This is a genomic window from Enterobacter cloacae complex sp. HYC033_NIDB, from assembly GCF_056673335.1.
In genome coordinates, this window is sequence record NZ_CP115123.1 from 4355668 (window position 1) to 4373835 (window position 18168).

An 18168-nucleotide genomic window follows, 5' to 3' on the forward strand; every position below is an offset into this window, starting at 1 on the left:
ACGCCGCCAGACCGGTTTCAAAGTGGGGCAAGGTCTATTATCATCGGCATATTACATATGAGCCGCGTACTGCTCGGGCCCGAAAAGGAATCAAATCACTATGCGCTGTAAAACGCTGACCGCTGCCGCAGCGGTTCTTCTGATGTTGACCGCAGGCTGTTCCACTCTGGAGAAAGTGGTTTACCGTCCTGACATCAACCAGGGGAACTACCTTACCCCTAACGATGTGTCCAAAATCCGCGTGGGTATGACACAACAGCAGGTCGCTTATGCCCTGGGAACCCCGATGATGTCCGATCCGTTCGGCACAAACACCTGGTTCTATGTATTCCGCCAGCAGCCCGGTCATGAAGATGTGACCCAGCAAACCCTGACGCTGACCTTCAGCAGTGCCGGCGTGCTGACCAACATCGACAACAAGCCTGCCCTGACCAAATAATCAGGCGTCAGCAACGCAAAAAGGTGCTCAATGAGCACCTTTTTTGTATCTGAATTCTTACGCAGAATCGTAGTCCCGGTAAGCGAAGCGCCACCGGGGGAGAAAGCGTTACTTACCCGATTTCTCCGCTCGCTGACGGCGCAGCTCTTTCGGGTCAGCAATCAGCGGGCGATAAATCTCAACCCGATCGCCATCCTTCAGCGTATCAGCAAGCTTTACCGGACGGCTATAAATGCCGACTTTATTCTTCGCCAGGTCAATATCACGGCGAAGTTCAAGGATGCCGGAGGCCCGGATAGCCGCCTCAACGGTGGCGCCCTCTTCAAGCGTCACGCGCTGCAAATACTGCTTCTCCGGCAGCGCATACACCACCTCAACAGCAATCTTATGCGACACTGTAAACCTCTTTGGCGCGCGTGGTGAACGCCTGAACCATATTCGAGGCCAGCTCTTTAAAGATACGGCCAAACGCCAGTTCGATCAGCTTATTGGTAAATTCAAAATCCAGATGAAACTCAATGCGGCAGGCGTCAGCGCTCAGCGGCGTAAACTTCCACCCCCCCATCAGTTTTTTAAACGGACCATCCACCAGATGCATCAAAATACTCTGATTGCTCGTCAGGGTATTGCGCGTGGTGAACGTTTTGCTGATCCCCGCTTTGGAGACATCCACGGCCGCAGTCATCTGCGTCGGGCCGGATTCCAGCACCCGGCTACCGGTGCATCCCGGAATAAATTCCGGATAGGACTGAACGTCGTTCACTAACTGATACATTTGTTCCGCGCTGTAGGGAACAAGCGCGGTACGGCTAATCTGAGGCATAGCATTTTCCATGGTCACACAACAGACAAATAATAACATTTATCACCTGTTAAAAAAACGCTAAGCCTTATCTCGTGCTAAGATAGCGCGTTAGACCTCACAGGACGCAATGAGGTGACTTTTTAAAATCAGATTACCGACGGCTTTACGACACTTATGACGAAGAAAAAAGCACATAAACCTGGTTCGGCGACCATTGCGCTTAACAAGCGTGCTCGCCACGAGTATTTCATCGAAGAAGAATTCGAGGCCGGCCTTGCGTTGCAGGGCTGGGAAGTAAAATCGCTGCGTGCCGGGAAAGCCAATATCGGCGACAGCTACGTGATCCTGAAAGACGGTGAGGCCTTCCTGTTCGGCGCGAACTTTACGCCGCTGACCGTCGCCTCTTCACATTACGTCTGCGATCCTACCCGCACCCGGAAGCTGCTGCTGAACAAGCGCGAACTGGAATCCCTCTACGGACGCATCAACCGCGAAGGCTTCACCGTGGTGGCGCTCTCTTTGTACTGGAAAAATGCCTGGTGCAAAGTGAAAATCGGCGTGGCGAAAGGTAAGAAACAGCACGACAAACGTACTGACCTGAAAGCACGCGAGTGGCAGCTCGACAAAGCACGTATCATGAAAAACGCAGGACGTTGATTCTGCGCACTTATTGTACTATTCAATAAGTTAGCGTTTTGGGCTGGTGTCGAGGAAGTAAAATCTGGTATACTGAGTTCAACACTATTGGGGCTGATTCTGGATTCGACGGGATTTGCGAAACCCAAGGTGCATGCCGAGGGGCGGTTTGCCTCGTTAAAAGCCGCAAAAAAATAGTCGCAAACGACGAAAACTACGCTTTAGCAGCTTAATAACCTGCTAAGAGCCCTCTCTCCCTAGCTTCCGCTCTTAAGACGGGGATCAAAGAGAGGTCAAACCCAAAAGAGATCGCGTGGAAACCCTGCCTGGGGTTGAAGCGTTAAAACTAATCAGGCTAGTTCGTCAGTGGCGTGTTTGTCCGCAGCTGGCGTGCGAATGTAAAGACAAACTAAGCATGTAGTACCGAGGATGTAGAAATTTCGGACGCGGGTTCAACTCCCGCCAGCTCCACCAAACATTCATTCATGATGCATCATGAACCTTAAAAAAGCCTGTAACTTCAACGAGTTGCAGGCTTTTTTGTTGCATGTGTGGTCATGATCTCTGTATGAATCTTGACCTTTTGGCACCATGTTTAGCACCACGGTATCGTGGGGCTAAAAAAGCGTGGTGCTAAAACATGCCTAAGCAACTGAAACCCTTAACAAATGTGGAGATCGCTGGCGCGAAGCCCCGTAGCACGGACTATGAGCTACGGGACGGTGAAGGCCTGTACTTGCTGGTTAAGACTTCAGGGAGGAAGGCCTGGCATTTCGAGTATTATCATCCCGTCACCAAAAAGCGCACCAAAACCAGCCTTGGCCCTTACCCGGTCGTTACATTGGCGATGGCCCGCGAAACTCGCACGAAATACAGACGACTGCTCTATCAGGGCATCGATCCCCGTCAACACTTAGCAGGAATAGCCGAAGAAAAACGACTCCAGAATGAATGCACGCTGGAAAAAGTTGCGGAACAGTGGCTCAAAGAGAAAAAACGGACCAGCGATCTTAGCGAAGATCACGCCAAAGATGTCTGGCGCTCGCTGGAGATGCACGTCTTCCCTTCTCTGGGCAGTACGCCCGTCACCGAGATCCGCCCGAAGATGCTCAAGGAACACCTTACACCGCTGGAAGAACAGGGCATCCTCGAAACACTGCGGCGAGTTATCTCACGGCTCAATGAAATCTTCCGTTTTGCCATTTCCGAAGAGCTCATCGAGTTCAATCCAGCTGACAACCTGGTCGCCCGCTTCAAGAAACCGAAAAAGCAGAACATGCCCGCCCTTCACCCCAGCGAACTGGGCAGGCTAATGCTGGCGCTACAGAACGCCTCTATCCGCAAGGAAACCCGCTGCCTTATCGAATGGGAGCTACTGACCTGGGTTCGCCCCGGCGAAGCCGTTAGCGCCCGCTGGTGCGACATCGATATGAAAAAAGCGGAATGGCGTATCCCTGACACCTTTATGAAGATGAACCGTTCGCACACGGTGCCGCTCAGCAAACAGGCGCTGCGCGTTCTTCAGATAATGGAGCCCGTCAGTCGCCATCGCCCGTGGGTTTTCCCCAGCATTCGCAAACCACTGGAGCATATGCATCAGCAGACCGCGAACGCCGCGCTTATCCGTATGGGGTTTGGTGGTGAGCTGGTCGCCCACGGCATGCGCAGCATCGCCAGAACGGCGGGCGCAGGTCATTTTCCCCGTGAAGTCCTAGAATCTGCGCTGGCGCACCAGAAAGAAGATGAGATCGAAGCGGCCTACAACCGCAGCGACTATCTGGAACAAAGGCGACCGCTGATGCAGTGGTGGGGAAACTACGTTGATGCTGCCAGACGGCAGGCATTACTCGGTTAAGAAGAACCGCTGCGGATCGTGGAAGGAGAATAATGTGACCAGTCCCATTCGTCAGAATCTGTTTGAACGGGAATGTGATATGCCGCTGCTGGAAGCCCGGCATCTCGCCCTTCTGCTTCTCGGCCTTGATGCTTCCCAATCTGCAAACGCCCTGCCGAAAGAACATCAGGAGAATTACCGTATCCTGCACGACGCCATCAGCCGGACCATTAAGGCAACAGGCATGGTCAGCGCCCCGGCGAACAAACGCATGTTCTATGCCGATGAAATGTTCGCGCTGGCCTGGCGGCTTATTGATGACGAACTCACGCCGCCAGAAATTAAGGCCCGCAGCCTGAAGGCGGTGATGAAACTGTCACGCAACAGCCGTGGCCGCAAATGGCTTAAGACGCTCGGCGACGACGCGCTGCCGGATCTCACTGCATCCACACAACCTTCCCAGCGTGGGATGCATAAACGCGACAAAGCGCGGGAGAATACTGCCCGACTCTGCTGGCTGCTGGTTCAACTCCTGGTTGAGGAGACTGACGGGCGTTATGGGACGTCTGATAAACCGGCTTCGGATCGGATACTTCGTAATCTGAAGGCACTGGCGCAGGAACGAGGAGTGCCGTCAGACGGGCTTGGGCGGGGGACGTTTTATGAAGTGTTGAAAATGGGGAGAGAAAAGAGAGTGTAGGTAATTGCTATCTGTGCGCGATGCAGAGAACCGATTAAGATCTGAAAGCTCAGACGTATAGTCGGCTTCGTGCCAAAAGCGGACGTTGCTAAATCAGACTATGTTAATTAACGGGGAGCAAGTCAGTCAGTTGATGATGGGAGTGAATTGTCAAAAATTGTCGTCCGCCATCACCGCCAGCGGGGATTCTTGACTGTACGCGATCTAAGTTACAGTTACTTCAGTCTGTTAGGTTTCCTACAAATTTTAAGTATTTACGCTGATTAAATTCTTTTGAATACATCTTGATATCTTCTCTGTTTTTACCAAATATAGTGTTGCATGAGGCATTTGCTATCTTATAATTAAGCATATGTACGGCATCATCATTTAGTAGATTACTGGAAAAGGCGCATAATTTCGGTCAGTTGTGCATTCATGACCATAGATTGTCATTAGTCATATTTTGATATGCAATTTGTAGATTGTGTGGCTGGAGGTACAATTACTCATTAATATGAGTAGCTTGTAGCTTTTGATTAATTAGGAAAATTATGGAAAACAAAAACCAATACCAAGCATTATTAAGGGGCAAGGTTGCAGCAGCAATAGCCCAAGCAAGGTCCGCAGCAGATGTAACTCACAAAGGGGTTAAGGGTGCGGTTCTAGAAATATTATTGAGTAAGCTTTTCAGACCGCTTTTACCTGCAGATATTGGAGTCGGTACAGGGCAAATCATAGATGCTTTTGGAAACGCGCCCTCACCTCAGATTGACATTGTCATTTACAACAAAGAAATCCTCCCCCCCGTGCTAATTGATGAAAATGTTGGGATATTCCCGATTGAATCAGTACTCTATACAATTGAAGTTAAGACAACATTAAATGCAAAAGAGTTGAAATCAGCCAATGACTCGGCAAAGAAAATCATTACCACATTTAAATATCTTCCTGGAAAGCTTGATGAGAAAGGAAAGCGGGTGAATCACTCAATTAGTAAACCCCGAGCAGTCTTGTTCGCTCTTAATAGTAATTTAAAGGAAGGTGGTTTAACCGAAGCCGAAAGATATATAAAGTCCTATCAACCTGACAAACCTTATTTAAGTGCTATTTGCGTTGCAGGAAGAGAGTATTGCTATGAGGATAGAGATTGTTGGGTTTCGATGAAAACACCAGAAGATCACGATGAAACACTCAACCTTTTAGCTGGAATAACAAATACTTACAGGGAGGTATCCCTAAGTAGAGGGTATCCTCAATTAGGCTACTACATTGCATCAGACCGGGGTGGATATGCACTTACCCCCTCCACAAATCTACCTAAGCTAACTGTAATTTGCGAACAATGCGGAAATCAAGATGAAATTATTTGTACTTTTGACCAAGATGATTTCAAAATAATTAATGGCACTATATCAAATGATACATTATGTGAGTGTGGAGGGAAATTAACTTCAGCAAAAGGGAATTATGTCATAAAAGGAGGACGATTAAGAGAAATAGCACCGTTAGGGCCAATGGAATTCAAATTCTAGGAACAGGCTAATCAAATATGCAGATTATTTCATCAACCATAGGGTAATCGCCTCACAAATGAGCGAAGATGGCAGGAACGAGGCTGATTTAAATCCCAAGGTTGCCAACCGCAACAAAGGCCCGTGCCGCCAGCCCGAAAAGAATGTTTTCACCGACGAACAGATCGAGAAGCTGCAGGAGGTTTTCCACGGCTCGATGTTCGCCTACCAGCGCCACTGGTACGAGGCAGGCAACCGCCACCGTATCCACAACCTGCTCAAATCGCGCCAGACCGGGGCGACCTTCTTTTTTGCCCGGGAGGCGCTGATTGACGTCATCACCATCGGCCGCAACCAGATTTTTCACTCCGCCAGCAAGGCGCAAGCGCACGTCTTCAAGCAGTACATCATCGACTTTGCTTTCCAGTTGTAATAGGAAGCTTCGGATATTCCCGCTTCGCGGCAGACATCCTTGACGGTGCGTCCGGCTTCGACGGACTTCAGAACAGCAATGATCTGGTGTTCGGTGAATCGGGCTTTACGCATGGCGAACTCCTCCAGGGACATAATTGGTATGTCGGAAGATCTCTAAAAGTGAATGGTTCGTTTTGCAGGGATACTTACAACTTCAGGAGATCAATAAATGAGTAAATGAAGATATAGTTCGGTTTAAAGACTATCAACTTCAGCCATCTTAAATATTAAACACAAATAGAACATTAGTAATTTAAGAGGCGTTAAAAACGCCTCTTATTATTACCTCAACCTTCGTAAAGAAGTTTTTTCTTACGTATCTCTTCACTGAATGTTTTCGAGTTCAAATCGATCAAATTTAGATCTCGAACTTTTCTAGACGCGGTGTATTGACTCGTATCTAGCATATATGCTTCAAAAACTAATCCATCGGCCCCTTTCTTCAAGGTTACGCGAGACTGAACCAAGTGTACAAGTCTTAAATCAATTAATTGATTAATGGCATCTTTAACCGGACCTGTCATTTTTTGATTAACTAGAAAAATATTACACTTCGCATCATTCAAACAAAATGCCACAAGCTTTGCAAATGAATCTTCTAAAGCAACACGGTCATCATCAGCATCTAGTTTAAATTCCTCACGTTTTATGTCACCATATTCGCCAGTTGCTAGGTTCACATCTTCAGCACCAATTCGAGGGCCTCGAGGATGATCTGGTCCTCTTTCCCTAGCATGGTTAATAGATTTAGTAAATATACCAATAAAATCCCTCGTTACACCACCTGAAGCAATAATCAATCTATCAACTGCGGTTGTATTTAATAGCCCACTGACTGTGATAGGTGGTGTTTCAATCATCAAATTAGTGAGAATTTTTTGCATGAACTGCTTCAGAGTCGCAAACTTCTCCAAAGAAATATCTATATTTATTTCTTTCGCATCATCTCCAAGTTTAACGCCTGTAGGAGGATCAGTATGAATATACCATTCACTTCTGTGCTTAATGGTACCAATCTTCAGCCATAAACCATTTCCTTTAGCAACCCTATGGAAGTAATCAATAACTTTAGCCTGATCGCTTCTTCTAATATGATAAAGATCATCAAGTATTAAATAGGCAGGCCCCTCAGATAAAACAGAGAGCTTGTTAAAAAACCTTTGAAACTTGAGTATGTTTTGATGCAAATACTCTGTTTTTATTGATTTATATCCCTCGCTTATTTCTTTAACATCCGTATTCCCTTTTTTAACTGCACCGCCTATTTCTACTGGACCTTTCTTCAATGCAGCATTACCTGATGCTTCAAAATTTCCAGTGGAAGTTTCCTTTTTTTGCACATTGATTTCTTCTGGCTGCAGAAGTTTATTTTCTAAATCCTGAATGATAACTCTCAGTTCACCGATAAGCTCATTGGTAGGATTTTTTTTGAAAGGTTTTCTTTCTGGTGCTTTACCAAAAAGACGATTCCAAAATGTAGTTTTAGTAGCTGGCGTTAATGCAGCAGTTTCTAACCAACTCTCAAATTCTTGTAAACTTTTAATTAAAACGCTAATTAGAACATCAGGATATGAATGCCCCTTAAATGTCTCCATATCAACAAAAGAAATAGGCCTTCTATCAATAGTAAGATTGGCAACTACCTTCCTCAATAATGAGGACTTGCCCGACCCCCTTCTCCCAAAAATCAAACTATGCTGCCTAGCTTTCGATTGAGCAAGAACTCCGGGCGCAGGTTCAATAAATCTCTTGACATTTTCGGGTGTAGCCCTCATGGCTTCATCACACAAAATGATCAAGTTATCTACTTGTTCATCTCTTAACTGAGATATTTCACTCTTAGCCATTGAAAAATCCTTTTTAGGAAAAAACTCAAACTATCAAGAATCCTTAAAACGAACAACTGCTTTAATTATAGATTTTCTGGTGCAGCGCGCGCTCGTATCCCCGCCACGCCTGCCCGCTTTGCGTAGTGGTTTTCATGCGTCTGCCTAATATAAGTAAAAGCCCGCCAGAACTGGCTGGCTTGGGTATAAACGATCCTCGATCATTCATTTTCATGCAGCATAGATATGCACAACAGCACAAACGCTCGCACTGCTCGTTGTTCAACGTTGCTGTGCCTAACTTGGGAGATCCATTGAACGGTTGTACTCATGGGCACGGATTTTTGCCATCAATTCATCGGTCAGCGCTGAAACCCACTGGATAGCAAGCCGCTTTTCTTCATCATCGCACTCACTAGCCGCTACAAGCTTCACAAAAAATCAATACGCTGGAGCTTCAACGACTCCAAAAAATAGTCCTGCATTTTCCGCTCCATTAAAAAAATCTGTATATAAACACAGCTTATATTTAGCCATGAAATGTAAATTGTTTTTTCTATGTTTCAAACAGATGGCTCAAGTGCGATGCTTTAGAAGAGACAACGGAATGAGGGATAAATCGATGCGTAAAGCATGTATTGAACTTATGGCGGGAACTAACGCAGCCTGCCTGGTTGCAGGCGAACTTGGCACTGGCCGCTGCCTTTACTTGGTTGTGGTAATGGAAGATATATTTGGTAAGCCTACAACAGAACAATGGCTAAAAGCCTTCCGGCTTTGCGAGGCCAAAGCGGCTGAACTTAAGTATGAAGTTGCCCGCATCCGCGGCAAGCCTCTGGCTTGTAAGCTTTCATTTTGAGGCGGCTGAATACCACTGCCGCCATTTATCATTTTTCTGCAACCGCTGGTTACGGCAAAAAATGCGCAATCCAGCCCCAGATGGAATACTGCCACCACGCAAAAGCAGATCCACCTCCGTATTGCTTGCATCAAAACCGCTGGATTTCAGTTCAACCTCAAGCTGCGGGCGTTGCTGCTCGGAAAAGTTCTGCTTGTATGTTTTATCCTCTTCGGTTTTACCAGTTTCATCCTAGCTGTAAGCCCCCGGCATTCCTTCTGGCTCATGCCATGGAGGTAATTGTGTAGCTCCTTCACATTCATAGCCTTAATATCGGTTGGATCCCCCCCTAATTAGTTCAAATTTTCAACAGGGGGACAGTTATTGCCACGAGTCCAAGGGGCGCAAGCGCCCTGGTCGGCTGTCGCCTCCTGAAGGTCAACGGCTTTACGAACCATTTTCCACTTCACTGCATGAGTGCAGATCCGGCCTTCAATGATCGGGAACCAGATGCCATAAATACGAACACTATGATCGCCATAGGCGCTCGGCTCGTCGTTCAGCTCATAGGCAGTTCTGACAAGATGATGTTTACGGGGAACCAGGAAGCCGCCCTGCTTCATGATGTAGATGGCAAAACAGCCAGCATCAGCTGCGGCCAGCACAGCATCCAGGCGCAGGTTTTCCAGAACCGGCGCGCCTGCCTTCTTATCACCCTGCGCTCTTGCAGCCTGACCGGCCAGCAAGCGCCGTTCGCGGTACGCCTGGCTGCCAGGGCCAAAGAAGCGGAATTGCTGGACACGGTGCAGCGAAGCCCAAGTTACGTTCTCAGCGTTATCGCGCAGTGATCTGCCTGTTTCTTTACTGATTTCCTGCGCCAGCCCACGCCCGTCGACGCTTTTACTGATGTATTTGGCGATATAGTTGGCCGGTGTACCTTTGTGCAGGTTGATAAGCTCAGACTTTAAGCGCGTCCCGGTAGCGATAGCTATTGTGAAGAGTTTATAGTCGTGCGTTGCCATTCGTTAACCTCAACAGGTAGCGTCCTGATTGAGCATGAGGGAAATAAAACTACTTACTTTCAATTATTTATTTGGAAGCTATCAGTTCTAAAAACCCAGAAATTCTTCCCGGACTCATTACTTTCTATCCGGACTCCGATTTTTCACCCGGACCTATACCTCCCCTTCCCGTTCCGCGCTATAACCGCTCCGACACTCTGTTCCCGTGAGGCGCAATCATGAAAACCCGTGTTGACAGTAACGATGCTTTTCCCGAAAGCGGTAACGTGCGTATGCGGCAGGTGGTCCAGTTTCTGGCGATGAGCGAATCGTCGGTTTACCGCCTGATTAAAAACACCGACTTTCCCCGCCCCGTCCACCTCTCTTCCAGACTGGTGGTCTTCGATGCCGCTGAAATTCGTCAGTGGCAACAGCGCCGCACCGCCATCCGTTAATCCACGCTCAGGGATGAGCCGACCGATACCCCATCATGAAACGCGCACCCTTTCTCTGTAAGCAGTCTCCGGACCGCACGCTCGAAGTGGTGATCCTTGCCGGAAGCCTGGCATGGGAAACCTCACGTGTGTGGCGAAAAGATCCCGACCGGGAAGATGATGTTCCCCCTGTGGTACTCGGACCAGATGAACTGGCCGATCTGGCCAACCTGACCATAATCAGACCCGACACGCTCTATGTCCGGGTACTTCGCACCGGCGATATCCGCGAAGAAGACCTGATGAAAATCGCCGTAAAACTGGCGCACGTGGGTGTACAGATGGCCCGGCTGATGAGCCCTGACGGTGAGTTGCTGGAGAACTGGACCGGGCAGCTTGCACGCCTGCGGCAGGAAAGGCCTTCCGACATCCTGCCGGATAACTTCCGCCTCGATGAAGAAGCACTGTGGTTTGACAAGCTGACCGAGCGACGCGACGGGGAAAGCGACGTCCAGCCCCAGCGCATCTGTTCCCCTCTGCGCGTCACCGCCATCACCTGCGACAGCCATGACGGCAGCTATGGCCGCCTGCTGGAATGGCATACCACCACCGGGCAGTTACGGCGCTGGGCCATGCCGATGGCAATGCTCAGCGGCAACGGCGAGGAGCTGCGACGCATTCTGCTGGAGAATGGCCTGACCTACATCGCTACCCGCCCCGCCCTGCGCAGCCTGTTATGTGAATATATCTCGCGGTCACTCCCCGGACGCCGGGTCACCTGCGTGGAGAAAACCGGCTGGCACAACGGCGTGTACGTGCTGCCGGATGAGGTTATCGGTCCCGGTGGCGACAATGTCATCCTTCAGGGCAGCCACTACCTGACCGGCGGCTTTGCACAGTCCGGTACGCTGGCGGAATGGCAGGAACAGGTCGCCGCGCTCTGTGCAGGTAACTCACGGCTGGCCTTTGCCCTCTGCTGTGCACTGGCCGCCCCGTTGCTGCGCCTGACCGGAACGGGCGGCGGAGGCTTTCATCTGCGCGGTGAGTCCACCGACGGCAAAACCACGGTGATGAAGGTGGCCGCTTCCGTCTGTGGCGGTACCGATTACTGGCACTCCTGGCGGGCCACCGGGAATGCGCTGGAGGGAATTGCCAGCCGCCACAACGATGCCCTGTTGCCGCTCGATGAACTGCGCGAAGTGGACCCGCGGGAAGCCGGAATGATTGCCTATATGCTGGCGAACGGCCAGGGCAAGGGGCGCGCCCGTACCGACGGCGAAGTGCGCAACCGCAGGCACTGGACGCTGCTACTGTTCTCCACCGGGGAGCTGTCGCTGGCGGAACATACCGAACGCGCCGGGGAGCGCTTCTACGCCGGAATGGACGTGCGCATGGTACAAATCCCCAGCGACACCGGACAGCATGGTGCGTTTGAGCAGTTGCACGGGTTTGCCAGCGGCCAGCAGTTCGCCGATGCCCTCTGCGACCGGGTGGCCCGTTTCCACGGCACCGCCTTTCGTGCCTGGCTGGCCTTCCTCACCCACGACCTGGACGCCAGCACCACGCTGGCAAGAAAATTACTTCGCCACTACCAGACCGCCCTGATGCCGGAGCATGCCGGAAACCAGGTGCAGCGCATTGTGGCCCGTTTTGCGCTGCTGGCGGTGGCCGGAGAGATAGCGACGCTGCAGGGCATCACGGGCTGGCAGGAAGGCACGGCGTATGAGGCGGTGCAGATCTGCCTGCACGCCTGGCTGAACGAACGCGGCCATATTGCTAACCAGGAGGATGAAGGTGTGCTGGCGCAGATCAAGCGGTTCATTACCGCGCACCAGTACAGCCGTTTTGCCTCGTGGGACGGCCCGGACCGCCCGCTGAATATGGTGGGCTTTCGCCGGGTGGAAAAAGATCCGCTGACGGGTGAAGAGCACACACTGTTTCACATCCTGCCGGAGGGCTGGCGGGAAATGTGCCGGGGATTCAGTCCCGCCAGAGCGGCCAGATTATGTCTGGAAGCGGAATGCCTGCTGCCCGGCAGCGACGGGAAATACCAGTCGCAGGTTCGCCTGCCGGAGATCGGCAAAACCAGGGTCTACCGGCTCACCTCCCGCATCCTCAGTATCTGAGTGCAGTCTCGCGTGTCTTAAAAAAAGGTGGGACAGGGTGGGACAAGTGGTACACGCAGAGCTGGCGCGGGTTTCAGCGTCCCACTTTAGATAATCTGGTTTAAAAAAAGTGGTACAGGGTGGGACAGCCGTTGCTGAATCTGTCCCACTTTTCCGACTGGCATTTTTCAGGTGGTACAGCGCAAAGCCACGGCTGGCGCGGTTGTACCACTTGTCCCACCTGTACCACCTCAAAAACAGAAGAACTGAAAATGGCGAAAAGGGACTGAAACGGCAAAGGCTGAAAGGAAGGGAGAATAAGGGGAACGGGCCTGCCCTTAAAGGGCAAAAGCCATGAGAGATACAGACTGATAGTGATCGTTAGTTCTATTGCTCAGTATTATTGTCACCGTCAACATTATGGTCGATCTGACGCGCCACACTTGCCAGAACGCGTTTCAGTACCCGCCCTCGCTGTACAGGGGCCATGTATTTGAACAGGTTATTGAGTAGCTCAAGATCCTTTTCAATTTCTGATATCCCGTCCTTTGGACAGGCAAACTCTTCATCATCACCTAAAAACCATCCCGCTTTGATGCCCATACCAGCAGCTATCTTCCGAAGTTGCATGATTCCGGGAACGGATTCTCCCTTCAGATAGCTTCGAATGGTTGAATTGGGAATACCGGTTTTATCTACCAGAGAACTGACTGTGTCTTCAGATAACGACATCGCTTCGGCAAGGCGAGTGCCAAACTGAAAATTGTTATCTTGATCAAAAAATTGATTATCTTTTTTAGACATTAGACGCCACTAATCAGTAATCAATTGATTTTGTTGAATTCAATAAAAATAAATTCACAAAATCATGTGATAACTTATCTGTACAAATTGCAGACTATCACCCTCTGCAAACCCAACTGCTGAGCATCGCATACTCAGGGCTGAATTGCCACGCATCCGCTCGTCCTGAAAACCGCTCAGTTCACAAAAACACGCCACAAGCGGGGATAACAAAGAAAGCAGTATGAATCACAGCTGTTTATCGCCATTACCGGAGCCCCAGACGCTTACGCCTGTCATGCCTTAACCTCTGTCCGATAAGTCTGTGCGCTCCGGGCCTTTTACCCGGAGGACTCCTTATGTGGACAGTCAGCCTCGCTGAGGCGTTTATTCATGTATTCCAGACCGCAGGCAAAATCTTCCTCGACATGATGACCGGGCTTATCCCGATGCTTATCTGCCTGCTGCTGGCCATCAACTTCCTGATGAAGCTGGTCGGTACCGTCAGAATGGAGAAAGTCGCCGCCCTGCTCGGCCGCTCGCGCATCCTCACCTACGGCGTGCTGCCGGTGCTCGGCTGGTTCTTTATGAGCAGCCCCGGCGCGCTCACTTTAGGCAAGCTTTTGCCGGAGAAGAGCAAGCCTGGCTATGAGGACGCACTCGGCACCACTGCCCATCCGCTCACCAGCCTGTTTCCCCATGTGGTACCGTCGGAGCTGTTTGTCTGGCTTGGTGTCGCTGCCGGAGTTAAGGCGCTCGACCTGCCCGTCACCTCGCTGGCGCTGCGTTATATCGCTGCCGCCATGCTGATTGGTTTAATCCGCGGGATTATCACCGAGTATCTGTTCCTGCGGCTCAGCAGGCGGGGGAATGCGCCATGATGATTTACTGCGCACGTATTACTGCCATCGGGCTGTTTGTCGCCGACGGCCTCACCGACAAGATGCTCATCACCTTCGACAGCAACGGGCCGAAGGACTGCCTCGATTACTCCCTCTCGCTGGAGCCGTCGTTCCGGGAAGAGAGCCTGATGATACTCCCCGGCGACCGCCTGATGCTGGCAGGGCATGATTATCTGGTGACTGCCGTCGGCAAGGGTGCACAGCAGGCGCTGTTTGAACTCGGCCACCTGACGCTGGTGTTCAATGGTGACCTGAATCCCTGCCATGTCGGCGCGGTTCATCTCTCCGGCCCGGTGCCGAAACTCCATGACCTCCACGGCAATCTGGTGATTGAGGAGGGGCGGCCATGAACACGGTGCTTATTCCTCCCGGCCCCGGCGGTTACGGCAAGGGACTGTGGCTGCCCGTTGGCAGCGGTAAAAAAGTACTGTCGCTGACCGGGCGGGAAATCCATCCAGTGGCGATAGAAATTGGCGCGCTCACCGAATCGGAAGTGGTGAACGGCTTTGCCGATATCCCCCCGGATGATGAACTGCTGTGCGTGGTGATTAACTGCGCCGGGTCCCTGCGCTGTGGTCTGTACCCACAGAAGGGTATCCCGACCATCAACGTGCTCCCCACCTGGCGGGCCGGACCGCTGGCGCAGTTTATTACCGAAGAGAACTACGTCTCCGGCGTCACGATGGAACAGCTGGTTCTGGTGGATACCGCCGAAGCACCGGACAGCAGACCAGAGGCAAGCACAGAGCCTGCGCCACGGGTTACCACCACTCCACCACCACCGCGCGGCGCGGAGAAGCTGGTGCGCATGGTCGAGCAGACCGGTACCGCCGTCGGCCACGTTATCGCCCTGCTGTTCGCCGCCAGCCGTGAGGCGGTGGATGTCTCCCTGCGCAACGTCATCCCGTTTATGGCCTTTGTCTCGCTGCTGATAGCGCTGGTGCAGGAGACCGCGCTCGGTAGCCTGATAGCCCATGCCCTGACGCCGCTGGCGAACTCGCTGTGGGGACTGGTGCTATTGTCGCTCATCTGTGGCATTCCGTTCCTCTCCCCGGTGCTCGGACCGGGCGCGGCCATCTCGCAGGTGATTGGCGTGATGATAGGCACACAGATTGGCGCAGGGGCGATATCTCCGGCCTTCGCCCTGCCCGCGCTGTTCGCCATCAACGTGCAGGTCGGCTGTGACTTCGTCCCGGTGGGCCTTTCGATGCAGGAGGCGAAACCGGAGACCATCGCAAAAGGTGTACCCGCCTTTCTACTGTCGAGACAACTGACCGGACCGCTGGCCGTCATTATCGGCTGGCTGTTTTCCCTGGGCTTATTCTGAGGACATCACGATGAACAAAATCAGAGCCGCCGTGGTGGGCGCAGGTATCTACGGTAAACACCACATGAACGCGTACCGCCATAACCCGGACACGGTACTGGTCGCCATCTGCGACACCGATACAGAACGCTGCGACGACCTTGCCATGGCGTACGGCGTGATGGGCTACACCCGGCTGGATGTTCTGCTGCAGGAGGAAGCCATCAACGTGGTCTCGGTGGCGACACCTGACCCGTGCCACACCGAATCCATCCTCACCGCCCTGCGCCACGGTAAGCATGTACTGGCGGAAAAACCGCTCGCCACGTCGGTACGCGAGTGCGAGCTTATCGTGGAGATGGCGCAGCAGCGGGACCTGCTGGTCGGCGTCGATTTCCACAAACGCTGGGACCCGGCGGTGATGCGCATTAAGGCCGAACTGGAGAAGCCGGAAGCCGGGCGCATCCTGCGCGGGCATATCAGTATGGACGACGTGATTAGCGTGCCGACAGAGTGGCTGAACTGGGCGGGCGCAAGCTCCCCGGTGTGGTTTCTCGGCTCACACTGCTTCGACCTGGTGCACCATCTTTCCGGGCAGGAGGTGGTATCGGTGTACGCCGTCGGACAGAAGCGGCTGATGGTTGAATGCGGCCTCGACACCTTCGACAGCGTGCAGAGCCTGCTGACGATGGCCGACGGCAGTTCGTGGGTGGTGGAAAACTCGTGGGTGCTGCCGGAGGGCTTTCCGAAGGACAACGACGGGCGCATCGATATTCTCTGCGAGGCAACCTGGATCCGCAACACCTCACAGCATCGCGGGCTGGAAATCACCACGCCGGGCATGACGCTCACCCCCAACAGCTATTTCATCAACTACCGCAACGGCGTTGCCAGTGGTTTTGGTATCGACCCCATCAATGATTTTGTGCGGGCAGTCAGGCATAAAACGCCGTACCCGGTCACCGCCGAAGACGGGCTGGCGGTAAGCCGGGTTTGCGAGGCGGTGCATCGCAGTCTGGAGAGCGGGAAACCTGAAAATCTATAATCAAACGGCGCAGGGCAGCTCCCTGTGCCAGTTCCATATGATTTTGCTAATTCTACTCACTGGTTTATTCACTCGTCAGGCTTTGGCCCGCAGATATATTAATGTTTTCCATCCTGCCGCAACAAAACCTCACACACGATTGTATGTTTTTTAGTCATCAAGGGGAGTGGAGGTATTTTATGGCTATGACCTTTTTCACCTTCCTGCCAATAGTATCATGCTAAACCTCTCATCTATGTTTATTGCACCAATAATAGTCAACAAGTATTTCAAAAAAGTCCCAAGCAAATTATAATGCTGGAGTTTCATAATGTCCCTTTAAAAACCATTTTAAGAAGAGCTATTATGTCCCTCCCTACAAATTTTAATGATATTCTTCGTGTTTTTGAAAAAGATTACGATACAGCCAAAGAAGATAATGCCCTAAGTGCACGCGGCCAATTTCTGCAACTTTACCCCCTTAATCACCTAAAAAAAATGACGCTTGATGACTATGTCATCGGCAAAGGTACAGCTTCATTTTGTGCTTATGTTGAAGTAAAAACCAGAACATGGGCAAATATGCAAGGTGCGACGGCGCTCAAATTTGGTATTTATTATGGAAAATCAAAATCAGATCCAACCGTCCGCTATCGTTTTACTCAGAAATTTGGCGATGATAATAGTACTAATAAAGAAGTTTTCGCTAATGTTAAAGACGCTTTACTAGACCTAATACAGTCAGGGAAAGAATTAGATTTTAGAGCGATTGACGAGAACCCCCTATCCCAAATGTTTAAGGCTAAAATATTGAGCCTTTACTTCCCAGAACACTTTATAAACATTTGCAGCAAAGAACATCTTAAAGATATTGCTATGGAAATGGGTATAAAAGAGCAACAGTTTATTAGTAAATATCAACATTTGTTATTCAAGAAAAAACTAGAGCATAAAATCACCCGAAACTGGAGCAATCCAAAATATATGACCTTCCTTTATGCCCAATTCATACGTAAGGATCTTAGCAGCGCTCCTGCTGTTATAGTTAAAAAACCACAAAAAAGAAACCATCCCGAAGTCAATTTCGAAGAAATAACGGAAAATCGTGATTTAATAGGCAAAAAAAGCGAAGAATATGCATTAAACTGGGAAAAAAACCGCCTAATCGGTCTCGGCTATTCAAAACTAGCTGAGGAAATAGATGATCGCCGTAATCGTCCAACTTATGGTTACGACTTTCTTTCTTTTAATGCCCCAGGTGATGAGCGATACATCGAAGTTAAATCAATTGGCCGGGATGGAAAAGAGGGAGCATTCCGTTTTTTCCTGTCAGGAAATGAACTCACCGTTTCTAATTTAAGTAACCACAGTAAAAACTATTATTTTTATCTTGTACAGTATGGGAAAGATGGAGAGCCATGCAATCTATATGTAAAACATGCTCAAGATCTTTACACTAATAGTGAAATGTCCCCTTGTGCTTACGTTGTTAGGTTCGATCTGGAAGAACCTGCTTAATAGTTTCAACAACCTCCGGCTCATAACTTTAAAAGTGTGAAATCAGGCGC

The 18168-nt window shown here is 50.6% G+C and carries 17 protein-coding genes, 1 other RNA gene and 4 pseudogenes; 15 read left to right on the forward strand and 7 right to left on the reverse strand.

All coding sequences use genetic code 11. The features are described 5' to 3' along the window. Positions 1-100 precede the first annotated feature (100 nt). The gene (bamE, locus tag O1721_RS20815; protein WP_003863121.1) at positions 101-439 is read left to right on the forward strand and encodes an outer membrane protein assembly factor BamE; all 339 of its coding nucleotides are present in this window, start codon (positions 101-103) and stop codon (positions 437-439) included. Positions 440-547: 108 nt separating this feature from the next. Here the strand turns inward: bamE and O1721_RS20820 are convergent, their stop codons facing one another. Further along, positions 548-835: an RnfH family protein gene (locus O1721_RS20820; RefSeq protein ID WP_023304268.1), complete on the reverse strand. Its 288-nt coding sequence runs from the start codon at positions 833-835 to the stop codon at positions 548-550. Continuing rightward, positions 825-1262 (reverse strand): type II toxin-antitoxin system RatA family toxin, encoded by a 438-nt coding sequence (locus O1721_RS20825; RefSeq protein WP_003863117.1) that lies wholly within the window; start codon positions 1260-1262, stop codon positions 825-827. The genes O1721_RS20820 and O1721_RS20825 overlap by 11 nt, the downstream gene beginning before the upstream one ends. Positions 1263-1418: 156 nt before the next feature. Between O1721_RS20825 and smpB the strand changes: the two genes are divergently transcribed. The 6 genes and pseudogenes from smpB to O1721_RS20855 all read left to right on the forward strand — a co-directional run. After that, the gene (gene smpB / locus O1721_RS20830; protein ID WP_003863115.1) at positions 1419-1901 is read left to right on the forward strand and encodes an SsrA-binding protein SmpB; all 483 of its coding nucleotides are present in this window, start codon (positions 1419-1421) and stop codon (positions 1899-1901) included. An 89-nt stretch (positions 1902-1990) separates the two neighbouring features. Continuing rightward, positions 1991-2354: a transfer-messenger RNA gene (gene ssrA, locus O1721_RS20835) on the forward strand. Between the two features lie 166 nt (positions 2355-2520). Beyond that, on the forward strand, positions 2521-3735 hold the full coding sequence (locus O1721_RS20840) for an integrase domain-containing protein (RefSeq protein ID WP_032649153.1): 1215 nt from the start codon (positions 2521-2523) through the stop codon (positions 3733-3735). Between the two features lie 34 nt (positions 3736-3769). After that, complete coding sequence (locus O1721_RS20845) at positions 3770-4414, forward strand: hypothetical protein (RefSeq protein ID WP_032649156.1); 645 nt, start codon at positions 3770-3772, stop codon at positions 4412-4414. Positions 4415-4947: 533 nt separating this feature from the next. Then, a complete protein-coding gene (locus O1721_RS20850) occupies positions 4948-5928 on the forward strand; it encodes a DUF6602 domain-containing protein (protein WP_032649158.1) in 981 nt (326 codons plus the stop codon). A gap of 67 nt (positions 5929-5995) precedes the next feature. Next, a pseudogene (locus O1721_RS20855) lies at positions 5996-6328 on the forward strand (terminase large subunit domain-containing protein); the annotation flags it as partial. On the opposite strand, the pseudogene O1721_RS20860 reads toward O1721_RS20855, so the two are convergent. From O1721_RS20860 to O1721_RS20870, 3 genes and pseudogenes are all read right to left on the reverse strand, one after another. Then, positions 6322-6453: pseudogene (locus O1721_RS20860) on the reverse strand (transposase); the annotation flags it as partial. The pseudogenes O1721_RS20855 and O1721_RS20860 sit on opposite strands and share 7 nt — an antisense overlap. Before the next feature lie 215 nt (positions 6454-6668). Continuing rightward, positions 6669-8228 carry a hypothetical protein gene (locus O1721_RS20865; RefSeq protein WP_045324738.1) on the reverse strand — a complete coding sequence of 520 codons (1560 nt, stop codon included), beginning with the start codon at positions 8226-8228 and terminating at the stop codon, positions 6669-6671. 276 nt (positions 8229-8504) lie between these two features. Next, positions 8505-8692 (reverse strand): annotated as a pseudogene (locus O1721_RS20870) (hypothetical protein). Positions 8693-8829: 137 nt separating this feature from the next. Here O1721_RS20870 and O1721_RS20875 point away from each other — a divergent pair. Next, positions 8830-9066 (forward strand): hypothetical protein, encoded by a 237-nt coding sequence (locus O1721_RS20875; protein WP_032649162.1) that lies wholly within the window; start codon positions 8830-8832, stop codon positions 9064-9066. On the opposite strand, the pseudogene O1721_RS20880 reads toward O1721_RS20875, so the two are convergent. Beyond that, positions 9058-10025, reverse strand: a pseudogene (locus O1721_RS20880) (replication endonuclease); the annotation flags it as partial. The gene O1721_RS20875 and the pseudogene O1721_RS20880 sit on opposite strands and share 9 nt — an antisense overlap. A gap of 260 nt (positions 10026-10285) precedes the next feature. On the opposite strand from O1721_RS20880, the gene O1721_RS20885 reads away from it, so the two are divergent. Together O1721_RS20885 and O1721_RS20890 are read left to right on the forward strand one after the other, a co-directional pair. Then, entirely contained in the window at positions 10286-10501 is a 216-nt protein-coding gene (locus tag O1721_RS20885) for an AlpA family transcriptional regulator (RefSeq protein ID WP_032649164.1), read from the forward strand. A gap of 35 nt (positions 10502-10536) precedes the next feature. Beyond that, positions 10537-12606 (forward strand): DUF927 domain-containing protein, encoded by a 2070-nt coding sequence (locus O1721_RS20890; protein ID WP_032649166.1) that lies wholly within the window; start codon positions 10537-10539, stop codon positions 12604-12606. Between the two features lie 366 nt (positions 12607-12972). Here O1721_RS20890 and O1721_RS20895 read toward each other — a convergent pair whose 3' ends face one another. Next, positions 12973-13389 (reverse strand): helix-turn-helix domain-containing protein, encoded by a 417-nt coding sequence (locus tag O1721_RS20895; RefSeq protein ID WP_045324751.1) that lies wholly within the window; start codon positions 13387-13389, stop codon positions 12973-12975. Positions 13390-13727: 338 nt separating this feature from the next. Between O1721_RS20895 and srlA the strand changes: the two genes are divergently transcribed. The 5 genes from srlA to O1721_RS20920 all read left to right on the forward strand — a co-directional run bounded on the left by srlA (position 13728) and on the right by O1721_RS20920 (position 18118). Next, complete coding sequence (gene srlA / locus O1721_RS20900) at positions 13728-14249, forward strand: PTS glucitol/sorbitol transporter subunit IIC (RefSeq protein ID WP_032649168.1); 522 nt, start codon at positions 13728-13730, stop codon at positions 14247-14249. After that, complete coding sequence (locus tag O1721_RS20905) at positions 14246-14620, forward strand: PTS glucitol/sorbitol transporter subunit IIA (RefSeq protein WP_032649173.1); 375 nt, start codon at positions 14246-14248, stop codon at positions 14618-14620. Before srlA ends, O1721_RS20905 begins: the two co-directional genes overlap by 4 nt. Continuing rightward, complete coding sequence (srlE, locus tag O1721_RS20910; protein ID WP_032649175.1) at positions 14617-15597, forward strand: PTS glucitol/sorbitol transporter subunit IIB; 981 nt, start codon at positions 14617-14619, stop codon at positions 15595-15597. The genes O1721_RS20905 and srlE overlap by 4 nt, the downstream gene beginning before the upstream one ends. Before the next feature lie 10 nt (positions 15598-15607). After that, positions 15608-16621 carry a Gfo/Idh/MocA family protein gene (locus O1721_RS20915; RefSeq protein WP_032649177.1) on the forward strand — a complete coding sequence of 338 codons (1014 nt, stop codon included), beginning with the start codon at positions 15608-15610 and terminating at the stop codon, positions 16619-16621. Positions 16622-16915: 294 nt separating this feature from the next. Continuing rightward, positions 16916-18118: a protein NO VEIN domain-containing protein gene (locus tag O1721_RS20920; RefSeq protein WP_032649180.1), complete on the forward strand. Its 1203-nt coding sequence runs from the start codon at positions 16916-16918 to the stop codon at positions 18116-18118. The last annotated feature ends 50 nt before the right edge of the window (positions 18119-18168 follow it).

Bases quoted from the DNA above. Each gene is read 5' to 3' on its own strand.
- O1721_RS20840 (WP_032649153.1), top strand. From the start codon at position 2,521: ATGCCTAAGCAACTGAAACCCTTAACAAATGTGGAGATCGCTGGCGCG.
- O1721_RS20850 (WP_032649158.1), top strand. From the start codon at position 4,948: ATGGAAAACAAAAACCAATACCAAGCATTATTAAGGGGCAAGGTTGCA.
- O1721_RS20895 (WP_045324751.1), bottom strand. From the start codon at position 13,389: ATGTCTAAAAAAGATAATCAATTTTTTGATCAAGATAACAATTTTCAG.
- smpB (WP_003863115.1), top strand. From the start codon at position 1,419: ATGACGAAGAAAAAAGCACATAAACCTGGTTCGGCGACCATTGCGCTT.
- O1721_RS20825 (WP_003863117.1), bottom strand. From the start codon at position 1,262: ATGCCTCAGATTAGCCGTACCGCGCTTGTTCCCTACAGCGCGGAACAA.
- O1721_RS20915 (WP_032649177.1), top strand. From the start codon at position 15,608: ATGAACAAAATCAGAGCCGCCGTGGTGGGCGCAGGTATCTACGGTAAA.
- O1721_RS20875 (WP_032649162.1), top strand. From the start codon at position 8,830: ATGCGTAAAGCATGTATTGAACTTATGGCGGGAACTAACGCAGCCTGC.
- O1721_RS20920 (WP_032649180.1), top strand. From the start codon at position 16,916: ATGCTGGAGTTTCATAATGTCCCTTTAAAAACCATTTTAAGAAGAGCT.
- O1721_RS20905 (WP_032649173.1), top strand. From the start codon at position 14,246: ATGATGATTTACTGCGCACGTATTACTGCCATCGGGCTGTTTGTCGCC.
- O1721_RS20885 (WP_032649164.1), top strand. From the start codon at position 10,286: ATGAAAACCCGTGTTGACAGTAACGATGCTTTTCCCGAAAGCGGTAAC.
- O1721_RS20865 (WP_045324738.1), bottom strand. From the start codon at position 8,228: ATGGCTAAGAGTGAAATATCTCAGTTAAGAGATGAACAAGTAGATAAC.
- O1721_RS20890 (WP_032649166.1), top strand. From the start codon at position 10,537: ATGAAACGCGCACCCTTTCTCTGTAAGCAGTCTCCGGACCGCACGCTC.
- srlE (WP_032649175.1), top strand. From the start codon at position 14,617: ATGAACACGGTGCTTATTCCTCCCGGCCCCGGCGGTTACGGCAAGGGA.
- bamE (WP_003863121.1), top strand. From the start codon at position 101: ATGCGCTGTAAAACGCTGACCGCTGCCGCAGCGGTTCTTCTGATGTTG.
- srlA (WP_032649168.1), top strand. From the start codon at position 13,728: ATGTGGACAGTCAGCCTCGCTGAGGCGTTTATTCATGTATTCCAGACC.